This is a genomic window from Pseudovibrio sp. M1P-2-3 (assembly GCF_031501865.1).
GTDB classification, from domain to species: Bacteria; Pseudomonadota; Alphaproteobacteria; order Rhizobiales; family Stappiaceae; genus Pseudovibrio; species Pseudovibrio corallicola.
The window spans coordinates 1,752,887-1,777,700 of the sequence record NZ_JARRCW010000001.1 but is presented as its reverse complement, the minus strand read 5'-3'; the positions used below and the strand labels follow the sequence as shown (position 1 = coordinate 1,777,700).

Sequence of the window (24,814 nt, the reverse complement as noted above, 5' to 3'; positions counted from 1 at the left end):
AGCATAGGTATCGCTCTTCGCAGGACGAGCACGTAAGCCATTAGGTAAAGGCGTGAGGTACTTCCATTAAGCGTATCTCCAAAAAGTGGGCACTGGTTTTCGGAAAAAGATCCGCATAAAACACAATTTGAAGCAATGAGGCGTTTCCACGAAAAGTCTCATTGCTTTAAGCTCAAATTCCTCATCCTCCCTGCCCTTGCCTCAATCTTCACCTGACCGCACGGCTGTCTTCTATCCCTGCTAACTTCATAGGGCGGAAGCCTGACCGGCGCCTATGCCCCAACATTAAGCATTCCCAAATAAAAGAGATGCACAGTAACAGGTGGACACTAACAGGAACGGCCCCCTCACATATCTCTTCTGTGCTTGAGGCTGGTTCCGGCCTACCTCCTGAAAAACACAAAGGTATGCTCCAATAATAATACGCTCTAAATCCTCAGTAAGACCCTAGGAATAGACCTGTGAAAGAACTCACCCTTCAAGGTGCCCTCGTCACCCTATTCACCTATTTTCTTTGGGTTGTATTCTACCTTACCAACAAAGTGATTTTTGCGAACTCCGCATTGGGACCGTGGATTTTCTCCGCCGCAACCATGGCATTGGGCGGCATTTCCATGATTGTCTTTTCCTATCGCAGGGGCATGTCCCTTGAAGGAATTGGCTCCATTCACACTTGGCTATATGGTTTTTTACGCGTGTGCACACTGTCCCTTTTTCAAGCTGCCCTTTCACACATGAATGCGACCGACGTAAATTTTTCAAGTCTTCTAATCGTTCTTTTGCTACCTTTGCTAAACTACATGAGGTATGCCACGTTGCCCCGTGGACGTTCCGCCTTAGGATATCTCATCGTTCTTATAGGTATGGTCGTAGTCCTTTATGCAACCACTTCAGGTAAATGGAATTTTGGACTTTTCCTGATTTTCCTGTCCGTTGTATTCAACCTTGCCGCTACCCTCACAATTGAGCTACATCCGGCCAATCAAACTTCAACTTTGAGAGAAGGAATGCTGCTCACGGGCGTAATTATGTCAGTGTCTGCTGTCTTCCTGACACTTATCATTTTCCTCATCGTGATCATCGATCAAACCCTATGGAATGTCTATATCCACCTGCCTCACCATTCCCGCGTCATGGCCTCACTTGAGAACTGGAGGTTCTGGCTTTACAGTGCACTGCTTGGAATTTTCATTATCGGGCCAACTCTGTTCTTTTCGCTCAAATCTGTTCAGATGGTAGGGACCAGCAATTTCACGCTCTTTTATGTATCCTATGCACTCATCTCGTTCCCCGTTGAAATACTAATTGAATGGATGGGTTTTACATTTCGTAAACCAATTTCATGGGTTCCCCTCGTGGGCGGCCTGATTGTTGGACTAGGAACTGTTATAATTGCCATTTCCGATAGAAACAAAAGTGCACCTGCCCCCCGCTAGTGCTCTGTGCTCTTATACTCTGACAAATGGGAATGAAGTCTTCACCAGAATTCCTTTCAGAGTACCCGTAAATGGCAGTTTCCAGTATTCTGCTGAACAAGGAGAGGTTGTTTACCGCCGCAAGTTCAAACTAACCTCTTGATACCTGAAGAAATACCAAGAAAACTAACAGTGATTTGCATTGGCCGCGATCACTCACCCTGAGCTGTTAGGCCTATGGATGACAGGAGCAGAAGTTGCTAGAAAAAACACTCGCAAACAACAGTTTGTTTCGCCAATCGGCCTATGTCGCGGGCCAGTGGATCGATGTTGATCCGGAAAACGCCATTAAAGTCACCGACCCTGCCTCACAAAAGCAAATCGGTCTTGTTCCCAAAATTACTGCGGAACAAACTCAAGGGGCTTTGGAAGCCGCACAAGAAGCCCAAAAACCATGGGCTGCGAAACTGGCACGCGAGCGCGCGGATATTTTAATGCGCTGGCACGATCTTATTATGGAAAATCAAGAGGATCTGGCAATCATCCTCACCAGTGAGCAAGGTAAGCCGCTGGCTGAATCCCGTGGGGAAATCGCCTATGGAGCCTCGTTCATCCGCTGGTTTGCCGAGGAGTGCCGCAGATCGGATGGAGCGATTGTTCCAACCCACAACACCAGTCAGCGCATTGTTATTCTCAAGCAGCCCATAGGGGTTGTTGCCGCCATAACCCCCTGGAACTTTCCAAATGCGATGATCACCCGCAAGGTGGCCCCTGCGCTGGCAGCTGGCTGTGCCATTGTTTTAAAACCTGCCGCACAAACCCCCTTCTCCGCCATCGCTCTAGCAGTGCTTGCAGAAGAGGCCGGAATTCCAAAGGGACTGTTTTCCATTGTCACCGGTTCAGCCAGCCAAATCGGCGGCGTGATGACATCAAGCTCAATTGTGCGCAAGCTTACCTTCACAGGCTCAACTCAAATCGGAGCTCTTCTTTATGGTCAGTGTGCGCCAACCATCAAGAAACTGGGACTAGAGCTTGGAGGAAATGCCCCCTTTATCGTGTTTGATGATGCGGATCTGGAAGCAGCAGTAGAAGGGGCTTTAATTGCCAAATACCGCAATAATGGGCAGACATGTGTCTGCGCAAACCGGATTTATGTGCAAAGCGGCGTTTACGAACAGTTTGCCAGCATGCTCTCCGAAAAATTAAAACTCCTGAAAACCGGTGGTGGCTTTGAAGAGGGGGTAACCTTTGGTCCGTTGATTGATGATGCTGCCGTGGGTAAAGTGGAAGAGCATATCGCAGATGCACTGTCCAAGGGCGCAGAAGTTACAATGGGTGGAAATCGCCACGCACTCGGTGGCACCTATTTCGAACCAACCATTTTGACCGGCGTTACAAAGTCCATGAAGGTCGCTCGTGAAGAAACCTTTGGTCCAATTGCCCCGCTCTTCAAGTTCGAAGACGAGGAGGATGTGGTTGAGCAATCCAACGACACCGAGTTCGGTCTGGCTTCCTACTTCTATTCCCGAGATCTTGCCCGTGTGTGGCGTGTTTCAGAGGCACTTGAGTACGGCATCGTCGGCGTCAATACCGGTATAATTTCGGCGGCTGAAGCTCCTTTTGGCGGTGTCAAGCAATCCGGTCTTGGCCGCGAAGGCTCATCGTTTGGCTTAGAGGATTTTCAGGAATTGAAGTACGTTTGCATGGGCGGGCTCTAGAGTGCACTTCCTGATGAGGGAACCCGTTCTTTGAAAAAAGTAAAGGGGCTGATAAGCCCCTTTCAAGTTGGGGGTGTTAAAACACTGGTAGCTATTACAGGCATCATTGAGCTGCAACCACTTGTAAATCCTCGATAATCCGCAGAATATCTCCGCGGCAAGACCCACAGCCAGTTCCTGCATTTGTAGCGGCTGCAACTTGGTCCAAGCTGGAGGCTCCTTGTTCAATTGCCAGAGCTATCTGGTTCACTCCAACATTCATGCAAGAACAAATCAACGCACCGGGCTCCACACTTCCATTTGAAGGCAACCCCGCCAAAACTCCGTGGCGGGACATTGAGTTGTGGAAACGAAAGCCAAGAAGCCCCCTCGCCCAACCGCGCGAAACCCCGACAGGACGGTCCGCCATAAATGCGGCACCTAACAGGGTTTCTTCCTGAAATCCTGCATGCGTTGCAAGGCCAGATCCGTCATTGACCATCGACACCAGCTCGGGCCTCGCCCCGCTTTGATTTGGGGCGCTGTCTTTAAACAGGTCTTGAAGGCGCTCAGTGATATTGGCTGGCCGATGCGTATGGGCAAACTCGGCACTCCACCCGCCTTCACATCTGGAAACCACCCAGTAATCCAGATCAATTAGCTCTGGTTTCTTTCTGCTCACCACAAAACCATAGAGCGCACCCACATAAGGTCTGAGCTTCACTCCCACGTTTTTAAATGCAGGCTGGCCGGAGGTTCCATCCGTTTTAGGCGGCACCAAACGGTCCACACGCGCATTGGACGCAAACTGATCACTCCAATGCATGGGAACAAAAACTTCTCCCTTGCTCTGACGAGAGGTGATAAGCGCACGCACAAGAATTTTTCCCAGCCCGTTACTCACTTCCACAAGGTTTGCATGCCGTATCCCGAGAGCCAGTGCATCTTCAGGATGAATTTCTGCGAAAGGCTCCCCAAGATGGGCGGACAGTCGGGCCGATTTTCCGGTACGTGTCATGGTATGCCACTGATCGCGGATACGCCCCGTATTTAACGTGAATGCATAATTATGAGTTGCCTCCCCTAGAGTCTGTGGCTCAATTTGAACAAAACGTGCCCTGCCGTTTTTATGGAAAAATCCGCCATCAGAAAAAAAACGCTCTTTATTTCTCGCAGGCTCGCGCGTGCGGGGCCACTGAAATGGCGTCAATGCCTCATAGGCACCCTCACTCACATCGTCGTAGGCGCTGATATCAAAATCCCGTTCACCATTATTCTGGTAGCCGGAAAGCGCAGCATGTTCGCGGAAAATCTGGACTGGATTATCAAAGGAAAATGCATCTTCAAACCCCATGCGCTGTCCAACTTGGGCCAGTTGCCACCAATCTGCCCTTGCCTCTTCTGGCTCGCTGAGAAATGCACGTTGGCGGGATATTCTCCGCTCCGAATTGGTGACCGTCCCGCTTTTTTCTCCCCACCCCAGTGAGGGCAGTGCCACATGGGCATGGCGGAGCGTGTCAGTATCCCCCAGAATATCAGAGGTCACGACAAACTCGCAGTTTTTCAAAGCAGTCTCAACCAGATCCCCATTGGGCATACTGTCCACGGGGCTGGTGGCCATGATCCAGATTGCCTTGATTTCACCAGAGGCAACCGCATCAAACATCTCTACCGCTTTCAGGCCGGTTTCGAAGGCCAGCCGGTCGGTTTCCCAAAAATCACTGACCGTTTGTCGGTGGCTCTCGTCCTCAATAGACATGTGCGCTGCAAGCATATTGGCCAGTGCCCCCACCTCCCGTCCGCCCATGGCATTGGGTTGTCCAGTGAGTGAAAACGGCCCCATTCCAACGCGGCCAATGCGCCCGGTGGCAAGATGGCAATTTAAAATCGCGCCCACTTTAGCAGTGCCGCTTGAGGACTGGTTCACCCCCTGCGAATAAAGCGTGACAACTTTCTCTGTACGGGCAAAGAGTTTGTAAAAGCCCTCCAGTTCCTCAGTTTCCAGACCGCAGACGGCTTCGATAGCCTCCGCCCCCCAACTTTTTGCGGCGGTCAGTGCCAAACCAAAATCTTGCGTATGGGCGCTGATGTAGCCTTGATCCAGAAAATTATTTTTGGATAGGTAATCCAGCAAACCGGCAAACAGAGCACTGTCCCCATCTGGCCGTACTTGCAGGTGCATATCCGCATGCTGAGTACTTGCGCTTTGTCTGGGATCAATAACCACCAGCTTCAACGAGGGGCGACTTGCTTTTGCAGCCAGAATTCTTTGAAAAAGGACAGGATGACACCATGCAGCATTGGATCCCACCAGAACCACTAGGTCCGCTTGCTCCAGATCCTCATAGGTTCCAGGAACCGTGTCCGACCCAAACGCAATCTTGTGCCCCGCAACGGATGAGGCCATACACAGGCGGGAGTTACTATCAATATTGGCGGTACCCATGAACCCTTTCATGAGTTTATTGGCCACATAATAGTCTTCGGTCAGCATCTGGCCGGAGCCGTAAAAGGCAACAGAATCCGGCCCGTGCTCCGCAATGGTCCGCGCGAAGGTATTGGCAACAAGATCCAGCGCCTCGTCCCAGCTCTTGCGCTGCCCGTGCACTTTTGGAAACAGCAGCCGCCCTTCCATATCAAGGGTTTCCCCAAGGGCCATTCCCTTGGAACAGAGCCTGCCAAAGTTGGCGGGATGGTCAGGGTCCCCTTTCACCTCGACCGACCCGTCCTGCTGTTTGTTCACGAGAACACCGCATCCTACCCCGCAATAGGGGCAGGTGCTTCGGGTTGTCTCAGTGCAGCTTCCCGCGCTCATCTCACCCTCTCCCATTCAACCCCAGAAACAGAATATCCCCCTCCAACCGGACAGGATAGCGCTTCACAGTCCCTTCATCAGCGCCCTGCGCTTCTCCATTTTCCAGCGAGATCACCCAGTTATGCAGTGGGCAGGTGACACAGCCGTCATGCACCATCCCCTCGCTCAAAGGGCCGCCCTTGTGGGGGCAGGAATCTTCCAGAGCATAGATGTTGCCCTCCATGGTTTTGAAAAGGGCAATTTTCTCGCCATTGAGATAAACAACGCGGGACCCACGGAGCGGAATATCATCTCTCACGCCCACCTCAATCCAGTGTGTGCTTTGTGCGTTCATTCTGCTGCCTCCGCTGCCTGTATGTGTATCGGGTTAAACTCATGCTTGTCCTTGCCGCTGACCCTTTCGGACCAAGGGTCCACCTGCGCAACCTTCTGCGAGGCCACAAACCGGTCGAAGTAGTACTTCCGTTTCTCGGGGTTTTCGGCAATTTGCGCCCGCACCTCGTCATGGCCAATGCGGGCTGCCCATTTATAAATGCGTTCCAGATACCGCGCTTGTTCGCGGTACATCTGCGTGAGCGCACAAACGTATTCCAGCACCTCTTCTTCCGTGGAGACGTTGCAAAGGATCTCAGTGCCTTGAATCTCCAGCCCGGCAGCGCCGCCAAAGTGGAGTTCATAGCCCGAGTCCACGCAGATAATGCCGATATCCTTACAGGTAGATTCCGAGCAATTGCGCGGACATCCCGAAACAGCCAGTTTCAGCTTTGCCGGTGTCCAGGAACCCCACATGAACTTTTCAAGGCGAATGCCAAGGCCCGTTGAATCTTGCGTTCCAAAACGGCACCAGTCCGTTCCAACGCAGGTTTTCACAGTGCGCAGCCCCTTGGCATAGGCGTGGCCGGAAACAAACCCGGCTTTACCAAGATCATCCCAAACTGCTGGCAGATCTTCCTTTTTCACCCCCAGCATGTCGATGCGTTGCCCACCGGTGCATTTGACGGAAGGGATATCGAACTTGTCCACCACATCGGCAATGGCCCGCAGCTCACTAGAGGTCGTCATGCCGCCCCACATGCGCGGAACAACGGAAAATGTACCGTCTTTTTGAATATTGGCGTGCACGCGCTCATTGATATAACGAGATTGATAATCGTCGGCATATTCTTCCGGCCAGTCACACACCAGATAGTAATTGAGCGCAGGACGGCATTTGACGCAGCCGCACGAGGTTTTCCATTCCAGCTCCTGCATCACTTCCGGAATGCTTTTCAGCTCCTTGGCAACGATCAGGCGGCGTACATCATCATGGCCAAGGTCTGTGCACGGGCACATGGGCTGTACCGCCTGCGGGTTATAGCTGTCGCCCAGCGCCACATGCATGAGCTGCTCAACCAGCCCCGTACACGTGCCGCACGAGGCGGAGGCTTTGGTATGCGCCCGTACCTCGTCAAGGCTGGTCAGGCCTTTGGTTTTGATAGCTTCTACAATTGTGCCTTTGGAAATGCCGTTACAACCACAGATTTCTGCATCATCTGGTAAGGCTGCAACGGCCTCCGTAGGGTCCAGGGGGGACCCTCCTTGATAGGCCTGCCCGAAGATGAGCGTTTCACGCATCTCCTCAACATCCTGCCCTTTCTTTAAAAGATCAAAGAACCAGGGGCCATCACTCGTCTCGCCATAAAGCACAGCGCCAATGACCTTGTTGTCCTGCAAGACAAGGCGCTTGTAGACACCGGCAGCAGCATCTCGAAGAACAATCTCTTCTCTGCCTTCCCCCTCTTCAAAATCACCAGCCGAATAAAGGTCAATGCCCGTTACCTTCAGCTTGGTTGCTGTCACAGAGCCATTATATTCAGAGGTACCACCCAGAAGGTTGTCGGCAAGAACCCTTGCCATTTCATAGAGCGGTGCCACAAGGCCGTAGCACTCGCCTCTGTGCTCCACACACTCCCCAAGGGAGAAGATATCCGGATCAGATGTGCGCATATCATCGCCCACCAGAATGCCGCGTCCCGTGTGCAGCCCCGCCATCTTGGCAAGCTGGGTGCTGGGGCGAATGCCAACTGCCATCACTACAATACTGGCGTCAATGGTGGTTCCATCTTCCAGCACAACAGAGGAGACACGCCCATCCGTCCCGATGATTTCCTTGGTATTGGCCTGTGTGTTGACGCAAATGCCGCGCTCTTCAAATGCCCTCTCCAACAAAAATCCTGCAGTCGGGTCCAGCTGGCGCTCCATAAGCGTTGGCATGAGATGCAGAACCGTTACATCCATACCCTGCTCCTTCAAGCCCGCAGCCGCTTCCAGCCCAAGCAAGCCGCCGCCGATAACAACAGCGCGCCCACCGCCGTTTGCAGCACCAAGCATCGTTTCCACATCATCAAGGTCCCTGTAAACCAGAACACCCTCAAGGGTATGACCGGGAAGAGGAACAATAAACGGGCTGGAACCGGTAGCGATCACCAGCTTGTCATAGGAGACCGTGATGCCATTCAAGGAAGAAACAGTCTTCGCCTTCCGGTCGATATCCGTCACCTTGGCACCCTTGTGCAAGGTCACACCATGGGTTTCATACCACTCATCATCATGGGTAATGATATCTTCATAGGACTTCTCGCCGGACAGGACCGGAGAAAGCATCAGGCGATTATAATTCACCCGGGGTTCAGCGTTGAATATGGTCACATCATAGGCATCTGGCCCTGCCTCAAACAGGTATTCCAGCATACGGCCCGGAGCCATGCCATTTCCAATAATTACAAGTCTTTGTTTGGTCACCTTAACGCCCCTTTACTCTGCTGCATCCACTGCACCCTTCTGACGAAGGAGGCGGGTTGCACGTTTTTGCTGGATAGACTGGAGCTGCTCAGGGGTCGGGTTGGCGCCCCCTTCATAAGCCTCTAGGAAATCAAGAAGTTCTTCACGGTAAGCGTAGTAATCAGGGTGAGCCAGAAGCTCCTTGCGTGAACGCGGTCTTGCAAGGTCCACCTCCATGACATTACCAATTTTGGCATTGGGGCCGTTGGACATCATCACCACACGATCAGCAAGTAAGATCGCCTCATCCACATCATGGGTCACACAAATCGCGGTCACCTTGGTCTTCTTCCAAACGTCCATCAAGACATCTTGAAGTTCCCAACGGGTCAGTGAATCCAGCATCCCAAAAGGTTCATCCAGAAGCAGCACTTTGGGAGAGAGAGCAAAGGCACGGGCAATACCCACCCGCTGCTTCATTCCATTGGAAAGATCACTTGCAAGCGTGTGCATCGCATCTTCAAGACCCACCTTTGATAGGTAATACTCAATGACATCATTGCGCTCCTCCTTGCTGGCATCGGGGTAGACCCGGTCAACACCCAGCGCCACATTCTCATAGGCTGTCAGCCACGGAAGAAGCGAAGGGGCTTGAAACACCACTGCCTTGTCCGGCCCTGCTTGGGTAATGTGCTCCCCATCCAGAATAATGGTGCCCTCTGTAATCTCGTTGAGGCCCGCAACCATGGACAAAACAGTGGACTTGCCACAGCCCGAATGGCCGATAAGCGAAAGGAATTCCCCTTTCTTTACTTTCAAATCAAACCCGTCCACCACTGTGAGAGGCCCTTTGGGAGTGGGGTAGACCTTCTTCAGCTGGCTGAATTCCAGATATTTCCCGCTGGTGCTGTCACCTGCTGCTCTTTCGATGGCATCTGAAAGTTTTTTCTCCGCCTGCTTTTGGGCAAAGGGAATTATATTTGGCAGGTTGTACTCCTGTGTGGAGCCTTCCCCGTTCTGCGCGCCCACCTCCATCAGATATTGAGTGATCGACGCTCGCAACTGGATAAACGCATCACTGGAGTTCATGGCAGAGCGCTCACGCGGGCGGGGAATATCTACCTTAAACTCCGGCCCGAAAGACGCATTGGGACCCGGTTTTAAAGGAATAATTCTGTCAGCCAACAAAATGGCCTCGTCCACGTCATTAGTCACGAGAATGATGGTCTTTTTCTCTTTCTGCGAAATTTCAGCAAATTCATCCTGAAGCTTGGCGCGGGTTAACGCATCAAGGGCAGAAAGCGGCTCATCCATAAGCAGCACCTGCGGCTGCATGGCCAGCGCCCGTGCCACCGCCACGCGCTGGCGCATACCACCAGAAAGCTCTTCCGGTCTACGTTCACACGCATGGGAGAGCCCTACCATGGCTATGTAGCGGGCAATGATTTGCTTGCGCTCTGCTCTCCCGCAGGCTTTAAAAACACTGTCCACGGCAAGGGCCACATTTTGCCAGACAGTGAGCCACGGCATTAACGAATAGGACTGGAACACCACGCCCCGCTCAGGGTCTGGCCCAGTGACTTGCTTTCCCTTAAAGATCACGCCGCCTTCGTCTGCATCCAGCAGGCCCGCCATGGCGGAAATCAGGGTGGTTTTGCCCGAACCGGAAAACCCGAGGATAGCGACAAACTCGCCCTCCTCCACTTTCAGGTTCACGTTGGACAATATTTCCCGTCGCTGTGCACCTTCACCAAACGCTTTGGAAAGACCTGAGATTTCAAGAATACTCATGGGACCCCCTTACCTGTTCGCCGAAAAGCTGAAGAGGCTTTGCAGGGCATACATCACACGGTCCAGCATGAAGCCAATGAGACCGATGGTGAGCACTGCCACGATGATTTTTGCCAAGGACTGGGAAGATCCGTTCTGGAATTCGTCCCAGACAAATTTTCCAAGGCCGGGGTTTTGCGCCAGCATTTCCGCGGCAATCAGCACCATCCAGCCCACACCCAAAGACAGGCGAAGTCCGGTGAAAATCAAAGGCAGTGACGATGGCAATACAAGCTTGGTAATTGTCTTGTGTGTTGGCAGTTTGAGAACACGGCCCACATTCATCAAGTCCTTGTCAACGGACGCCACCCCTAAGGCCGTATTGATAAGCGTTGGCCATAAGGAGCAAAGGGTCACTGTCACCGCAGACACCAGCAGGGATTTGGGCATAAACTCCCAAGGGTTGGCATAGGTGGCCGAGACAATCATGGTAACGATCGGCAGCCATGCAAGCGGCGAAACGGGTTTAAAAATCTGGATCAAGGGATTGATTGCCCCGTTCACCGTTCTTGAAAGCCCCGAGGCAATGCCCAGCGGAACGGCGATTGCAGTCGCAATCACAAAGCCCAGACCAACTGTGACAAGCGAGGTCAAAATCTGGTCCAAATACGTGGGCTTGCCCGTATAGCTGCGGTGTTTGACCTTGTCCGTTTTTCCAGCCGCAGTCAGCTTGGCATTCCTCACGTCCTGACGCTCATAAAAGGCATCAGCCTTGGCCCGCTCGCGTTTATGGTCATCATAAAGATTGACCACCTGTTCCCACACCTGTACCGGGCCGGGAATAGCCCCCAAGGATGTCTGGATTTTCGGGGCAGCTACCCCCCAAATCACGAGAAACACAAGAATGCCCAGCAGGGGAATTATCAAAACACGTTTCAACTCAGCCAGTTGTTCTTTTGGCTCTTCCCCTGCAAGTAATTTGAGAATTGGCACCAGCCACCCAAGCGCCAGCATATCCAGCCAACCACTGGCCTTACGGATTGCAGCTGAAAAACGCTCTTTACCCAAAGCGGTTTTCGTCTGTTCTGTTTGTGAAAGGTTCGTCACCAGAACCACCCCTAGTAAATTAATGAATCTGCGGAGAAGTGAGAGCCTATGTGGCTCTCACCAGTGTTTGAGACAGGTTAGTGGGTCGCCACCTCATCCCCATCGACTACCTGACCGCTCTTAAGGCCAATCGTTAGGCTGTCGATGTAGGCGTTGGGAGTGCGACCGTCATAGGCGACACCATCGATGATATCGCTCTTTGGCGTTGGCTCGCGGTAACCGTCCGTATCCCATGGGAAGTCCGTCTCTGCCACATACCCCTCGTCCACCAAGAGTTTTGCAGCTTTCAGGTAAATGTCTGGGCGGTAAACAGATTTTGCCACCTGATCATACCAGCTGTCAGGCTTGTGCTCGCTAATCTGCCCCCAGCGACGCATTTGGGAGAGGTACCACACAGCATCAGAGTAATAGGGATAGGTGGCATAGTAGCGGTAGAACACGTTAAAGTCGGGAACTTCGCGCTTGTCACCTTTTTCATACTCGAAGGTGCCTGTCATGGAGTTGGCGATCACTTCATAATCCGCGCCCACGTATTCCGAGCGAGACAGGATTTCCACGGCCTCGGGACGATTGGCATTGTCGTTCTCGTCCAGCCACTTGGCCGCACGGATCATGGCTTTGATCAGGGCCAGAGTTGTGTTCGGGTTGGCCTCAGTAAATTCCTTGGTCAGACCAAAGACCTTTTCAGGGTTGTTCTTCCAGATCTCATAGTCGGTCACAACCGGCACGCCGATGCCCTTGAACACCGCCTGCTGGTTCCACGGCTCACCCACACAATATCCGTAGATGGTTCCAGCTTCCAAGGTGGACGGCATTTGCGGCGGCGGCGTCACAGAAAGCAGCGCGTCCGCCTGCAATTGGCCAGAGACATCAGTTTTGGAATAATAACCGGGGTGAATACCGCCGGAGGCCAGCCAGTAGCGCAGCTCATAGTTATGGGTGGAAACGGGGAACACCATTCCCATGTTAAACGGCTTGCCCTCGGCCTTGAATTTCTCCACCACCGGCTTCAAGGCATCAGCTTTGATCGGGTGAACCGGCTTACCATCTTCCCCTTTAGGAATATTGGGCTTCATCATCTCCCAGATTTCGTTGGAAACGGTGATACCGTTGCCGTTCAAATCCATGGAAAACGGCGTCACGATGTGCGCTTTGGTTCCAAACCCGATGGTTGCCGCCAGTGGTTGCCCCGCCAGCATATGCGCGCCGTCCAACTCACCCGTGATTACACGGTCCAGAAGCACCTTCCAGTTAGCTTGCGGCTCAAGGGTGACAAACAACCCCTCGTCCTCAAAGTATCCCTTCTCATAGGCAATAGCCAAAGGTGCCATATCGGTCAGCTTGATAAACCCGAACTTCAGCTCGTCCTTCTCCACATCCAGCATTTCCGCCGATGCCGGTGTAAGCAGTGCAGATGTGGCAAGCATGGCTGCCATAAAAAACTTGGATCTCTTATTTGCTGTCAAAACAGACTTCATAAACACTCTCCTGCATTTTGCGGCGCATGGGAGGGGGCGCCAAAACGAAAAAAGCCGCCAAAACGGGACGTCTCTGCCCGGCGGAACCAGGTAGTGCGTCACGATTTGGCGGCTTTGCCTTTTCGCCCTCCGTTGGGCGATAATTTTATGGCCTCATGGCCTTGCTATTCTTAAAGCACGAAGCGTGCCACTTTCAAAAATTTAGATTTTTCCTTTATTTTTCAAGGCTATTAACCGGAACTTGCAAATTCTTGAATATTAGGATTGCTGAAAAGAAGCACATACTGCACGTCAAAAGTGCACAAATTTTAACCATGCCTATAAATAGAGCGGATATCTTCGCCGACATCCCATACACGCCCAGCCATTTGCCCGCGCAGGTAATCCTCCACACGTGCTGGATCAAAGAAGGCACCATCAAAAAAACCAGAGAGAATGGCATCATTTTGTCCACCCTCCATCTCAGAAGGATGCTGCATGCTAGAAATGGCGTCTTGATAAATATCCGGACGATAGACATGCGTCACCGTATCCATGCGATCCTTGTCCCATGACGCCTGTCCCCAGCGCACCATCTGACTATAAAGCCATAATGCATGGGCTGCGCGAGGCTGCGTTGCCGCGCCTGCAAACGGCACAAAGAAGTCTGGTTGAGAGATATTTCGGCCAGATGGGGTCTGGAACTTTCCCTCCAACCCCTTCCTAATAAGCGCAGCAGGCCACCCCAGATATCGTTTTTTTGCCAAAAGATGAGAAAGCTTCTCCGTATTCCTTTTGTCTGCGCACCAACTGGCAGCAACAAAAAGAGCTCTTACAAGCGCTCGCACAGTTTCCGGCTCGGCCTCATTCAAACTTTTGGCAACAGCCAGAACTTTTTCAGGTCCGGTTTTCCAGATCGCACTCTTACTGGTTACAATCTCACCCTGCCCTTTGGCCATAGCAACCGAGTTCCACGGCTCACCTACGCAGAACCCATCCACCCGTCCACTCTCCAGCGCATCGGGCATTAAGGGTGGAGGCACTACAACAATGGACAGATCCTCATCGGGATTGACACCCAAAGCCGCGAGCCAGTAACGCAAATCGTAGTTATGCCCTGAATGCGGATGAACCACACCTAGAACCAGCTTTCGCTGACCTTGCGCCCTGCGCTGCCTTATAATTCTGGCAAACGCCTCCCCAACGCCTCTGGCCTCCAGTGAGCCTTCATTCTTAAAGCTCATTTGCGCGTGTAAACTCGCCGCCAGATCATTGGAAAACGTAACTGCATTTCCCCCGAATCCTAAAGACATGGGCACAATCAATTCAAGCTTTAAAGGTGCGGCGCCAAGAGCCGCCGCAATGGGAAGTGCTGCAAGGCAATGGGCCACTTGAAAATGCCCCACCGACAAACGATCGCGAATATTCGCCCAAGAACTTTCTTTATGCAGGACAAACTGCACCCCTTCTTGCCGGTCAAACCCCAACTCGCTGGCCACAATCAACACACTGGCATCAATCAGGGGAAGGAAACCTGCATGGACACTTTGTAGATGTTTCATCGAAGTTCAGGCTCCCTAATGTCCAAAAGGCTGGAGGCGGTTATGAGGCTTTGGGCAATTTCGGCAATTTTCCGGTTCTGGTTCATGGCCGAGCGCCTGAGAAGCGCGTAGGCTTGTGGCTCATCAATCCCCTTGGTTTTCATCAAGATCCCTTTGGCCCGATCAATCAGCTTACGCTCTTCAAGCTGATAGCGTGCCACCTCCAGCTCCCGCTCCAACTTGGCAAAGGCATTAAACCGGCTGATAGCCAGATCCATCACCGATTGCACCCGCTCTTTCGTCAGGCCGTCCACCACATAGGCCGAAACGCCCGCATCGATGGCAGCCTCCATGGAGGCTTGATCGGACTGGTCCACAAACAGGGCAATGGGGCGTTTTAAAGAACGGGTGAGCTGGAACACACTTTCCAGCATATCTCGGTTCGGGCTGCCCAGATCCATCAAGATCACATCCGGATCCTCACGCTGGATAACGCGAGCAATCCCCTGCAACTCACTCACCGTGGTCACTTGACTTTGGCCAGCACTGCGCAAGCCACTCTCAATAATCGAGCCACGGGCCTGATTTTCATCAATAACCAATATGGAAAGTGCCGTTATCGCCATGGACAAAAGATGCCAACCGCAGGCCAGCGAAGCAACTCAGTGCCCGCTGAGTTTTTAGGCGAGCACCGGTCAAATTGCATATTCAAAAGGCAACATAACCCTTTGAGGTTTCATTGACTGTTGTTTTTACAACCAAAGTAGTGTGCCACACCCCATAAACCTGAGTGAGAACTGATAAAGTTGCACAAATTAAAAGCGAAAACGCAAAGGCTTCCAGCAGTTTACTGTTGATGACGCAAAAGGAAACCTGACAATATAACGGCAACTCTGGTATATCGCCGGAAAAAGGAAAAGAATATGCCCAGAATTAAAGACGAGCTGGACCGAAAGCTTATTTCTGTACTTCAGGCCAATGCTCGCGAACCTATTTCCTCAATCTCCCGCAAGCTCAACGTGCCGCGCTCCACAATTCAAGAACGCATCACCCGCCTAGAGCGTTCCGGGGTCATTTCAGGCTATACCGCCATTTTAGGGGAAGATCTCAACCGCCAACCCGTTCAGGCAATCGTTCTGCTTTCCGTAGATCAGCAACAGTCCAAAGAGCTGGTAAAGCAGATGGAATCTTATCCTGAGATCAAAACTTGCATGACTATCTCTGGTGAGTTCGACATGTTTCTTGTGATCGAGCCGGGCCGCTTGGAAGAACTGGACGATTTACTGGACAGCATCACAGCCGTTCCCGGCGTGGTTCGCTCCCGCTCCTCCATTGTACTGTCGCAGAAGTTCCATCGCCCTCGTCCAGCCTTTCCAGGCGATTCGGGTGAAAACCTATCCCTTTGATTAATAGCAATCGCAATTTTGACGATAAGGTAGTCACATTAACGATATTGCCGTTATTTTAGCGATCATTTCCGATATATTGTCATTTTGTATGCTAGGTTCCGTTCGTATTAACCCGTAGACTTTTCCCATGTTCACTTTTGGGGAGGAAACGATGAAAGAATGGACAGTTGCACTTGTGGGCGCAGGAAAAATCGGCCGCATGATCTCGACACTTCTAATAGAAAGTGGAGATTATCGCGTCACCGTGTTCGACCAGAGCCAGAAAGCGCTGGATGCACTGAATGTGGAAGGGCTCACCACCAAGCAACTGGATGTGGCAGATGAGGAGCTGCTCACCAAAGCACTTGGTGACTATGATGCGGTCCTGTCCGCCGCTCCCTTTTTCCTGACACCGGTTATTGCAAGGGCCGCCAAGAACTCCGGCACCCACTATTTTGACCTCACCGAGGATGTTGCCTGCACCGAGCAAGTGGAAGCATTGGCACAAGAAAGTGCCACAGCATTTGCACCGCAATGTGGATTGGCGCCCGGTTTCGTGTCAATTGCCGGTCACGATCTGGCAAAACGCTTTGACAAGCTGGAAAAGCTGACACTGCGCGTTGGTGCCCTGCCACGGTTCCCGACAAATCGCCTGAAATATAACCTCACATGGTCCACTGACGGCTTGATCAACGAATATTGTAACCCCTGCCTTGCCATTGAAGATGGGAAGCTGACCAAGGTTGCCCCGCTGGAAGGCTTGGAAGTCTTCTCCCTTGAGGGCGTGGAGTATGAAGCCTTCAACACCTCCGGTGGCCTTGGCTCCCTCACCCAATCCCTTGACGGCAAAGTGGACGAGCTGCGCTATTTGAGCATTCGCTACCCCGGCCACAAAGAAATCATGGGCCTTCTTTTGAAGGACCTTGGCCTTCACAAACGCCGTGATCTTCTTAAAGAAGTCATGGAAGCCTCCGTTCCCTCAACCAAGCAGGATATCGTCCTCGTGTTCATCACCGCCAGCGGTTATGTGAACGGGCGATTGGAAGAAGCCTCTTACCTGAATAAAACGGAGTCTTTGGAGCTGTTTGGCAGAATGTGGAGCGCAATCCAGATCACAACAGCAGCAGGCATTTGCGCCACACTGGATCTGATGCGCGAAGGCAAGGTCCCGTCCAAAGGCTTTGTCCGACAAGAAGACATTCCGCTGGATCTGTTCCTGTCAAACCGCTTCGGCGCATTCTACAGCGGTGCCAAAAGTCTGGTGTCTACCCCTGCAACACCCTCACTTGCAGCGGAATAGAACTCAAGACTGAAAAGCCGAGGGGGCTTTGTTGAAGCGTCCCTCGGCTTTTTCTTTGTTTTCAGAAAAGTCCTACCGTTCTACATCTAGTGTGGAACGTACTCTAATCTTCTCTCAAACGAGCCAGCGCTTTTGCTCCAAGCGGCATTTCAACGGAGCTCAGCTGGCCCCGTTCCAGTTCAAACACCTGTTCCACCATTTTCAGCTCCATAGAGCGGTGCGAAATCATCAAAACCGTAGCATCGCGGGTCATTTCCTCAAAAGCCTGAAGCACTTGCGCTGCGGTGGCTGAATCCAGCCCCTCTGTCAGCTCGTCTGCAATCCATACCTTCGGACTTTTAAGGTAGGCCCGTGCAAGAGAAAGCCTGCGCCCCTCACCACCCGAAAGGCCCAAGCCCCCTTCACCCAAAAGGGTATCGAGGCCGTTATCACGCGATAAAACAACGGCTTTCAAACCAGCCTTTTCCAAGGCCTCCCACAGCTGTTCATCACTAGCCTGCGGGTTGGCAATACGCAGGTTCGCGCCAATCGTGTCATGAAGAATCTGGGTACGCTGGCCCACCATCACCATGTGCTGGCGCAGCGCTGCTTCACTCCATTGCGCTAATGGACAGCCAAACAGCTCCACCACACCACTTTCAGGTTCATTCAAACGGGCACACAGGCTTGCAAGGGTGGATTTACCTGCACCGCTCACCCCTATAATTGCTGTTTTACTCCCTGAGAGCAGCTCAAGGCTCACATTGTTCAGCACTGAGCGGCGCGCTTCATCAAAGGAAAAACTTACTTGAGTTAGACGAAGAGCACTCAAACTACTATGGGGCTGTGAGACCCTAGTAAATTCAAGATCCGCATACTCATCGTTGTCTAGCAGGACGTTCACCCGTTTTGCGGCAACGCTCATCTTGCTCCAGTTGGCAACACCGTTGGCCACCCCTTGCAAAAGCTCGGGCATGGCCATAGCGACAAACACAAACAGGGCGATATATTTCAGCTCCATGTTGCCTTGCTCATAGGACATGGCAGCAAACAGCAAGGTCAAGCCCACCATGGCCTGCCCCATCAAGCTGACAATGGTTGACGCCCGCTGATCCAGCTCCTGCTGGAACTGGTGGTGGCTGTGCAGCTCTTCCGCAACTGTGCTCACCACACGTTGCTGGTCTTTCAACCCGCCATAAATTGCCAGATCCCGCCGCCCACGCACCAGATCCACCACACTCACCCGCAGGGCATCATGGGCCTGCGCCATGGCATGCGTGCGCTCGCGAACACTGGAATTATTGGAGCGTGCCAGCAAAATAAGGCCAGCGGCCTGTAATGCACCGATTGTCAGGGCCGCAAGAGGCGCGTTGCTCCAGAGCGTTGCAAGGGTGACAATACTAACGGTAACACAGGTAAACAGCGGCACAACAAGGCGCAGAAAAAGCCCGTCCAGCTGGTCCACATCCCCAACCACCCGTGTAAGGGCGGTGGCTTGATGGGTAATTTTGCCGGAGATGGCATCACGTACAAAACCGCGAAACACATCAAGACGCAGGCGTTCAAGGAAGCGGAACGTGGTGTCATGGGTAAACAGGCGCTCTACATAGCGCCCGCCAATACGCAAACTGGCATAAAGACGAATGTTTGCGGTGGCGATTGTATAGTTGAAGGCAAGCCCCAGCCCCGTAAGGCCCGCAAGAGCGGCCGAGGTCAAAAACCACCCGGAAATTGCCAACAGGGCAATGCCAGCGGCAGCGGGAATAAAGGCAAAAAACAAACCCAGCCAGAATGAGAGCGGCATTTGCTTTTGCAAACGCCAAACGAGTTTCAAAGCGTCGCTCATTGGCCGCCCTCCTGCAATGTTCCTTCTAACAGAACAAAACACCTGTCACTTGCCGCTAATACGCGCGGATCGTGTGTCACCACAAGAACCGGTTTGGTTTTGGCCATGTGCTTCAAGCCTTTAATAACGCTGAGCGCAGTGGCCCCGTCCAGATCTGCGGTAGGCTCATCTGCCAGAACAAGGCGCGCATCAGAGCGCAGGAACGCTCTGGCAAGCGCAATGCGGCGGCGTTCGCCCAGCGACAGTCCCAGCCCGTCCTCACCCACAATTGCTTCAAGTCCTGCCGGAACTTTTTCGATTATCCGGTGTGCATCGGCCTGATGCAGCGCCTCCACAATAGCTTCCTCACTGGCATTGGATTTTGCACGCAACAAGTTCTCTCGCAAGGTTCCATGAAACAGCTGCGGGCTTTGGGAAATCACCGCTAAACTCTTTTGCCAGATATGCTTTTCAAAGCTCGTAACCGGATATCCTCCATACCGCACACAGCCGGAGGTCTCGCGCAAAAAGCCGGTCAAGATATCCAGAAGGGTGGATTTTCCTGCCCCGCTTGCCCCGTGTACAGCAACCAGCTGCGGTTTGGTAAACTCAAGATCAATATCCCGAAGCAGTACCTGCCCGTTACGGGTGAACCCAAGGCCGGAGATTTCAAATTGGCCGCTGGCAGGCACAGGAATGAACGACTGGATTTGCTGCTCATCCTGTACACCTGCCTTTTTGGCATTATCTTTAAGCACGTCGTCCAGCGCTGCAATCTGGTCGGCGGCTGCAAGTGCTGCGGCCCTGTCGTGATAGGCCTGCGCAAACAAGCGCAAAGGCGCAAAGTATTCAGGAACCAGCATGAGAATAAAAAGACCACCAACAATGGTCAGGTGTTGACCATAGGCCCCGAAGTTCCAATAGCCCAAGAGCGAAAAGCCCACATAAATGGCGGTTAACGCAATGCCAAGCGCCGCAAACAGCTCCAAAGCGGTGCTGGAGAGAAACGCTATACGCAGCACTTTCATAGTGGAGCGGCGGAATGTTTGGCCAATTGTGCCCAATTGCTCTTCCGTCTGCTCCAAAGCCCCGAAAATCCGTAGTGTTTCAAGGTTCTTCAACCTATCCAGCAGCACCGCACTCATATCAGACAGGATTGTCAGTTGCCTGTCACTGGCCCGTTTGGCGCTGATACCAACAACGGCCATGAAAACAGGAACCAGCGGTCCGAGGATGAGCAGGCCAAGGGCTGCCACCCAGCTGACACAGGCAACAGCAATTAAAATGACGAGAGGAACCAGCCCGAGGCGGGCCTGAATGGGCAAATAGCGCCCCAGATACGGCCCCAACGCGTGCACATGATCCACAAGGATGCTGGAAATCTTGCCACTTGCTGGCAGCGGGTGAGACGGGGAAACGGAGGCAAGGCCGCTCACTATACTTTCTTGCAGGTGACGTTCGGCGGCGTTGGCAGCTTTGCGCGTTGTGGCATTACCCGTTTTGCGCAAAAAGAAACGCAACACCGCAATAGCCAGCACACCCGCAGTTGCGGTGAGCGGGGAAACCGGAAGAGGCAAAGTACTGCCGGTTTTCACGCTTACCAATGCGCCAACAGCCATGGCGATCAAAGCAGCTTGAGGAATCCACAAGAGCTCACTTGCCCCCAGTAAATAAGCTCCGCGTTTAACCTGCCCCATATAAGGCTTGATTGTCGTCTCCAGCCAGATTTGCCCTGCAGTTTTCTGTCTGCGGCGCTTCTTGGCTTTTTTCTGGTCGCCTTTGGACACCTCTGCAGTATCAACGCTTTCCGTCATATTCCCTCAGCTGGGAAATCTTTCCCACTATCCCAATTTCTCGTTGCAACCTGCCATATATTCAGGTCACTGCACTTGATTTTTGTTGGTTATCTACTTCAATTAGAGTGCACCCCCTAGGGAAACCCCTGAGACAAAACGGCGCACGCAGATCTCCCAGAGCCTTAGTATCCCCATTTATTTCCCATTGCCAGCAAACAGGCGTGCTTTCTGCTTTAAAATGAAAAAAGGCGCGGGCAATGGTGCTCGCGCCTTTTCAGAATATCGGGAAATGTTAAATTTTTAATCCATTGTCGGAATGCTGAACTCCGCGCCCTCTTTCACACCGGAGGGCCAACGGGCCGTCACGGTTTTTGTGCGGGTGTAGAACTTGAACCCGTCCGCTCCGTGCTGGTTCAAATCACCAAAGGCCGAACGCTTCCAACCGCCAAACGTATGATAGGCAATCGGCACCGGAATTGGCACGTTAATACCCACCATTCCAATGTTGATTTTCGAGGCAAAGTCACGGGCGGTATCCCCGTCACGGGTGAAAATGGCTGTTCCGTTGCCATATTCATGGCTCATGGGCAGGTCCAGCGCTTCTTCATAGTTGGCAGCGCGAATAACTGAAAGAACAGGCCCAAAGATCTCTTGCTTGTAAATATCCATGTCTTTTGTCACATGGTCAAACAAACACCCGCCTAAAAAGAAGCCATTTTCATAGCCTTGCATCTTAAAGCCGCGGCCATCCACCACCAGTTTGGCTCCTTCCGCCACGCCTTTGTCTACAAAGCCGCGCACACGTTCCAGCGCTTCACCGGTCACAAGCGGGCCAAAGTCCACATCGTCTCCTGCGGTATAGGGAGCAACTTTCAAGGCCTCAATACGCGGAGTCAGCTTTTCAACCAGTCGGTCAGCAGTTTCCTCTCCCACAGGCACCGCCACTGAAATTGCCATGCAGCGCTCTCCGGCGGCCCCATAGGCCGAACCAATCAAGGCATCCGCCGCCTGTTCCATATCTGCATCAGGCATTATGATCATGTGGTTCTTAGCACCGCCAAAACACTGCACCCGCTTACCATGGGCACAGCCTTTCGTATAAACATACTCGGCAATTGCCGTTGAGCCCACAAAACCGACCGCTTGAATATCAGGATCCTCAAGGATCGCGTCCACGCTCTCCTTGTCGCCATTGACCACATTCAAAATGCCGTCGGGCAGGCCAGCTTCTTGCATCAATTCCGCCAGCATAAGCGGCACAGAGGGGTTGCGCTCGGACGGTTTAAGAATAAACGCATTACCGGCAGCAATCGCGGTGCAGAACTTCCACATGGGAATCATGGCAGGAAAGTTGAAGGGCGTGATACCGGCAACAACACCCAGCGGCTGACGAATGGAATAAACGTCAATGCCAGGTCCCGCTCCTTCGCTATATTCACCCTTCATCATGTGGGGAGCGCCAATGCAAAACTCAGCAACCTCAAGCCCGCGGATGACATCACCCTTTGCATCGGGAACCGTCTTGCCATGTTCGCGGGAAAGCGTTTCGGCCAGCTTGTCCATATCCCGGTGCAGCAGACCAACGAATCTCATCAGGACGCGGGCACGCTTTTGCGGGTTGGTCGCCCCCCATCCCTTTTGCGCTTCAACTGCAGCTTCAACAGCGCCGCGCATTTCCTGCCGCGTTGCCAGTGCAACCTTGGCCTGCACTTCGCCTGTAGCGGGGTTATAAACATCACTAAACCGGCCGGATCCTCCCGCAACATGCGAGCCGTTTATAAAGTGTCCAATTTCCATAGTCCTTCTCCTCGGTTCAGTTGTTTAAAGTATCCTAGTCCTTAGATATATGTAATTTTACCTCTATATTATTTTGCAATACAATGAGCTATTATTAAATTCTGATGTGCAAATTTATACATAGTAAGGATAGGTGGCAAATTAAGGAGGCGCACCATTGAATTGGGATGACACACGCATATTCTTGAGGGTTGCCCGCTGTGGCCAGTTTCTCTCTGCCGCCCAGCGCCTCGGCATCAACCACGCAACAGTTGCACGGCGCATGACGGCTCTTGAAGCTTCCTTGCAAACCAAACTGCTGGAACGGCGTACAACCGGCTGCGCCCTCACCAGCGAGGGCGAAGAGTTTCTCCGCTTTGCCGAAGGTATGGAAGCGCAAATGCTGGAAGCGCAGGCACGTATCGGCGGCAGCAGTATCCAGCTTTCCGGTTCTGTTCGCATTGGTGCTCCCGACGGGTTTGGTGGAAAATTTCTGGCAGCACACCTTGGCGAGCTGAGCCAGACCTATCCCGACCTCACCTTGCAACTTGTCCCCCTGCACCGCAGCTTTTCCCTATCTCGCCGGGAGGCAGACATTGCCATCACCGTCGGCAGACCCGATCATGGCCGCCTCATCTCCAAAAAACTGGTGGACTACAGCCTGCGCCTTTACGCCTCTAAATCTTATTTGGAAAAATTTGGCGCGCCCGTAAACAAACAGGATCTTACGAACCACCGCCTCATCGGCTATGTGGAGGATCTGGTCTATACCCCCGCCCTCAACTACGCCCATGAAGTCCTGAAGGACTGGCACGCCCCTTTGGAACTCTCCAGTGCACTGGCTCAGACCGAGGCCGTTAAATCCGGCCACGGCATCGCCATTTTACACGCATTCATTGCCAACAGAGAGCCGGAGCTGGAGCCCGTTCTGCCAGAGCTGACCATAAACCGCAGCTACTGGCTCGCCTACCACGAAAGCGCTCGCGGCCAAAAACGCATCGAAGCCACCTGCGACTTCCTCTACGCCCTCATCGCCCGACACCGTGCTATATTTTAATGAATTGCATATCGCCAAAATTGAAGAAATTAGAGCATGAGGCATAAATTCAGATGCATGCAATGAACTCTAATAACCTTCGATGGTTTTATAGGGATTTAGATTTTTGCGAAGCAAGCCCCTTAAATAGCCAATACTGCTTCCCAAAGTACGTACAGACTTCGCCAGATTTCTCATGCCCTCAAAGCGGTTAAACGGCAGAACCAATAGACCCGCCAGTGCATAGACGATCGCCTCGAGAAACTTTTGTGGCACCTTAGGGATATAGCGTTTGATCGTCTTACGTTTCCCACTCATTCCGTAGGAAATAATAACGGAGTTTGTCGAGGTTTTCATGGACCTGTTAAAGAACCAGCGAAGTTTTGTCCTCTCTTCAACCACCTTTTCACAAACAACAGCCTCATTAATCCAGATAATGCGCATGCCTTCGCGCCGCGCCCGACGGAAAAAATCCGTGTCCTCGCCACCCGAAAAGCGCATATCTGCATTGAACCAGAACCCTGAGGAACGGGTGCGAAGCCAGTCCAGCCGGATCAGTATGTTATTGGTGCAAGCTCCACCAATTCTCGCGCCTGTCTTGGGAGTTTTTTTCTTTTCACGGCGCAGCCACATTGGCATATCCGCTGGCCACATTTGCCGAATTGGTCCGTGAAGGGCATCTGCGGTCTGCCTGCTGATCTCCTCAGAAATTGTGGAAAGCCAGCCCGGTGTAAGAGTGGAATCATCATCCAAAAATGCCATCCAGTCTGCCCCGCTCTCCATAGCCAGCTGCAAAGCCCTATTGCGAGCCATGGGAATACCTAGCTCCTGCTCATTGTAGTAAACCACCTTCACCTCAGGGTATTCAGAGGCCAGCTCCTTCACCATATCTTCGCAGGAGGGCACAACATCATTTTCAATAATGAACAGGCAATCGTCCGCACCGCGCTCCGCTAGCTGTGAAAGCACAGAGCCCATACATTCTTGCAGCATGATAGGGCGTTGCCGAGTGCATATGGCCACGGCAATTTTAGGCAATTGTTTGGAAACAGCACCGGATATGTCACTCATGGTTTCCCCCTCCATTATTGTGGCATCGTTAATTTTTAAATATCCATAAAATTCTGCGCCTCGTATCATAGGCTTCCCAAT

Annotated in this window: 17 protein-coding genes; 5 read left to right on the top strand and 12 right to left on the bottom strand. The window is 52.4% G+C overall.

All coding sequences use genetic code 11. The features are described 5' to 3' along the window. The first annotated feature begins 461 nt into the window (after positions 1-461). Positions 462-1,436, top strand: coding sequence for a hypothetical protein (locus P6574_RS08095; RefSeq protein ID WP_310619840.1), 975 nt, complete (start codon positions 462-464; stop codon positions 1,434-1,436). 236 nt (positions 1,437-1,672) lie between these two features. Beyond that, positions 1,673-3,133, top strand: coding sequence for an NAD-dependent succinate-semialdehyde dehydrogenase (locus P6574_RS08090; RefSeq protein WP_310619839.1), 1,461 nt, complete (start codon positions 1,673-1,675; stop codon positions 3,131-3,133). Positions 3,134-3,236: 103 nt separating this feature from the next. Here the strand turns inward: P6574_RS08090 and P6574_RS08085 are convergent, their stop codons facing one another. The 8 genes from P6574_RS08085 to P6574_RS08050 form a co-directional block, all read right to left on the bottom strand. After that, positions 3,237-5,927 carry a nitrate reductase gene (locus P6574_RS08085; RefSeq protein WP_310619838.1) on the bottom strand — a complete coding sequence of 897 codons (2,691 nt, stop codon included), beginning with the start codon at positions 5,925-5,927 and terminating at the stop codon, positions 3,237-3,239. 1 nt (position 5,928) lies between these two features. Beyond that, entirely contained in the window at positions 5,929-6,261 is a 333-nt protein-coding gene (nirD, locus tag P6574_RS08080; RefSeq protein WP_310619837.1) for a nitrite reductase small subunit NirD, read from the bottom strand. Next, positions 6,258-8,672: a nitrite reductase large subunit NirB gene (gene nirB / locus P6574_RS08075; protein ID WP_310622124.1), complete on the bottom strand. Its 2,415-nt coding sequence runs from the start codon at positions 8,670-8,672 to the stop codon at positions 6,258-6,260. The genes nirD and nirB overlap by 4 nt, the downstream gene beginning before the upstream one ends. Before the next feature lie 48 nt (positions 8,673-8,720). Then, on the bottom strand, positions 8,721-10,478 hold the full coding sequence (locus tag P6574_RS08070; protein ID WP_310619836.1) for an ABC transporter ATP-binding protein: 1,758 nt from the start codon (positions 10,476-10,478) through the stop codon (positions 8,721-8,723). Positions 10,479-10,487: 9 nt separating this feature from the next. Continuing rightward, on the bottom strand, positions 10,488-11,525 hold the full coding sequence (locus P6574_RS08065; protein WP_405048134.1) for an ABC transporter permease: 1,038 nt from the start codon (positions 11,523-11,525) through the stop codon (positions 10,488-10,490). Between the two features lie 116 nt (positions 11,526-11,641). Continuing rightward, positions 11,642-13,000, bottom strand: coding sequence for a CmpA/NrtA family ABC transporter substrate-binding protein (locus P6574_RS08060; protein ID WP_405048133.1), 1,359 nt, complete (start codon positions 12,998-13,000; stop codon positions 11,642-11,644). A gap of 350 nt (positions 13,001-13,350) precedes the next feature. Beyond that, the gene (locus P6574_RS08055) at positions 13,351-14,583 is read right to left on the bottom strand and encodes a CmpA/NrtA family ABC transporter substrate-binding protein (protein ID WP_310619834.1); all 1,233 of its coding nucleotides are present in this window, start codon (positions 14,581-14,583) and stop codon (positions 13,351-13,353) included. Next, positions 14,580-15,188, bottom strand: coding sequence for an ANTAR domain-containing response regulator (locus tag P6574_RS08050; protein WP_310619833.1), 609 nt, complete (start codon positions 15,186-15,188; stop codon positions 14,580-14,582). The genes P6574_RS08055 and P6574_RS08050 overlap by 4 nt, the downstream gene beginning before the upstream one ends. 297 nt (positions 15,189-15,485) lie before the next feature. Here P6574_RS08050 and P6574_RS08045 point away from each other — a divergent pair, with 297 nt between their 5' ends. Together P6574_RS08045 and P6574_RS08040 are read left to right on the top strand one after the other, a co-directional pair. After that, on the top strand, positions 15,486-15,968 hold the full coding sequence (locus tag P6574_RS08045; protein WP_310619832.1) for an Lrp/AsnC family transcriptional regulator: 483 nt from the start codon (positions 15,486-15,488) through the stop codon (positions 15,966-15,968). Between the two features lie 154 nt (positions 15,969-16,122). Continuing rightward, the gene (locus P6574_RS08040; RefSeq protein ID WP_310619831.1) at positions 16,123-17,250 is read left to right on the top strand and encodes a saccharopine dehydrogenase family protein; all 1,128 of its coding nucleotides are present in this window, start codon (positions 16,123-16,125) and stop codon (positions 17,248-17,250) included. Between the two features lie 103 nt (positions 17,251-17,353). On the opposite strand, the gene cydC is transcribed toward P6574_RS08040, so the two are convergent. From cydC to P6574_RS08025, 3 genes are all read right to left on the bottom strand, one after another. Then, positions 17,354-19,075 carry a thiol reductant ABC exporter subunit CydC gene (gene cydC, locus P6574_RS08035; RefSeq protein WP_310619830.1) on the bottom strand — a complete coding sequence of 574 codons (1,722 nt, stop codon included), beginning with the start codon at positions 19,073-19,075 and terminating at the stop codon, positions 17,354-17,356. After that, complete coding sequence (gene cydD, locus P6574_RS08030; RefSeq protein WP_310619829.1) at positions 19,072-20,868, bottom strand: thiol reductant ABC exporter subunit CydD; 1,797 nt, start codon at positions 20,866-20,868, stop codon at positions 19,072-19,074. The genes cydC and cydD overlap by 4 nt, the downstream gene beginning before the upstream one ends. A gap of 282 nt (positions 20,869-21,150) precedes the next feature. Next, the gene (locus P6574_RS08025; protein WP_310619828.1) at positions 21,151-22,647 is read right to left on the bottom strand and encodes a CoA-acylating methylmalonate-semialdehyde dehydrogenase; all 1,497 of its coding nucleotides are present in this window, start codon (positions 22,645-22,647) and stop codon (positions 21,151-21,153) included. Positions 22,648-22,804: 157 nt separating this feature from the next. On the opposite strand from P6574_RS08025, the gene P6574_RS08020 reads away from it, so the two are divergent. Continuing rightward, on the top strand, positions 22,805-23,683 hold the full coding sequence (locus tag P6574_RS08020; RefSeq protein ID WP_310619827.1) for a LysR family transcriptional regulator: 879 nt from the start codon (positions 22,805-22,807) through the stop codon (positions 23,681-23,683). A 69-nt stretch (positions 23,684-23,752) separates the two neighbouring features. Here the strand turns inward: P6574_RS08020 and P6574_RS08015 are convergent, their stop codons facing one another. After that, complete coding sequence (locus P6574_RS08015; RefSeq protein WP_310619826.1) at positions 23,753-24,733, bottom strand: glycosyltransferase family 2 protein; 981 nt, start codon at positions 24,731-24,733, stop codon at positions 23,753-23,755. Between the last annotated feature and the right edge of the window lie 81 nt (positions 24,734-24,814).

Excerpts from the sequence above, each read along its gene's own strand:
- P6574_RS08085 (WP_310619838.1), bottom strand. The coding sequence starts at position 5,927 with ATGAGCGCGGGAAGCTGCACTGAGACAACCCGAAGCACCTGCCCCTAT.
- nirD (WP_310619837.1), bottom strand. The coding sequence starts at position 6,261 with ATGAACGCACAAAGCACACACTGGATTGAGGTGGGCGTGAGAGATGAT.
- nirB (WP_310622124.1), bottom strand. The coding sequence starts at position 8,672 with ATGGCTCCGGGCCGTATGCTGGAATACCTGTTTGAGGCAGGGCCAGAT.
- P6574_RS08070 (WP_310619836.1), bottom strand. The coding sequence starts at position 10,478 with ATGAGTATTCTTGAAATCTCAGGTCTTTCCAAAGCGTTTGGTGAAGGT.
- P6574_RS08060 (WP_405048133.1), bottom strand. The coding sequence starts at position 13,000 with ATGGCAGCCATGCTTGCCACATCTGCACTGCTTACACCGGCATCGGCG.
- P6574_RS08055 (WP_310619834.1), bottom strand. The coding sequence starts at position 14,583 with ATGAAACATCTACAAAGTGTCCATGCAGGTTTCCTTCCCCTGATTGAT.
- P6574_RS08050 (WP_310619833.1), bottom strand. The coding sequence starts at position 15,188 with ATGGCGATAACGGCACTTTCCATATTGGTTATTGATGAAAATCAGGCC.
- P6574_RS08045 (WP_310619832.1), top strand. The coding sequence starts at position 15,486 with ATGCCCAGAATTAAAGACGAGCTGGACCGAAAGCTTATTTCTGTACTT.
- P6574_RS08040 (WP_310619831.1), top strand. The coding sequence starts at position 16,123 with ATGAAAGAATGGACAGTTGCACTTGTGGGCGCAGGAAAAATCGGCCGC.
- cydC (WP_310619830.1), bottom strand. The coding sequence starts at position 19,075 with ATGAGCGACGCTTTGAAACTCGTTTGGCGTTTGCAAAAGCAAATGCCG.
- cydD (WP_310619829.1), bottom strand. The coding sequence starts at position 20,868 with ATGACGGAAAGCGTTGATACTGCAGAGGTGTCCAAAGGCGACCAGAAA.
- P6574_RS08025 (WP_310619828.1), bottom strand. The coding sequence starts at position 22,647 with ATGGAAATTGGACACTTTATAAACGGCTCGCATGTTGCGGGAGGATCC.
- P6574_RS08015 (WP_310619826.1), bottom strand. The coding sequence starts at position 24,733 with ATGAGTGACATATCCGGTGCTGTTTCCAAACAATTGCCTAAAATTGCC.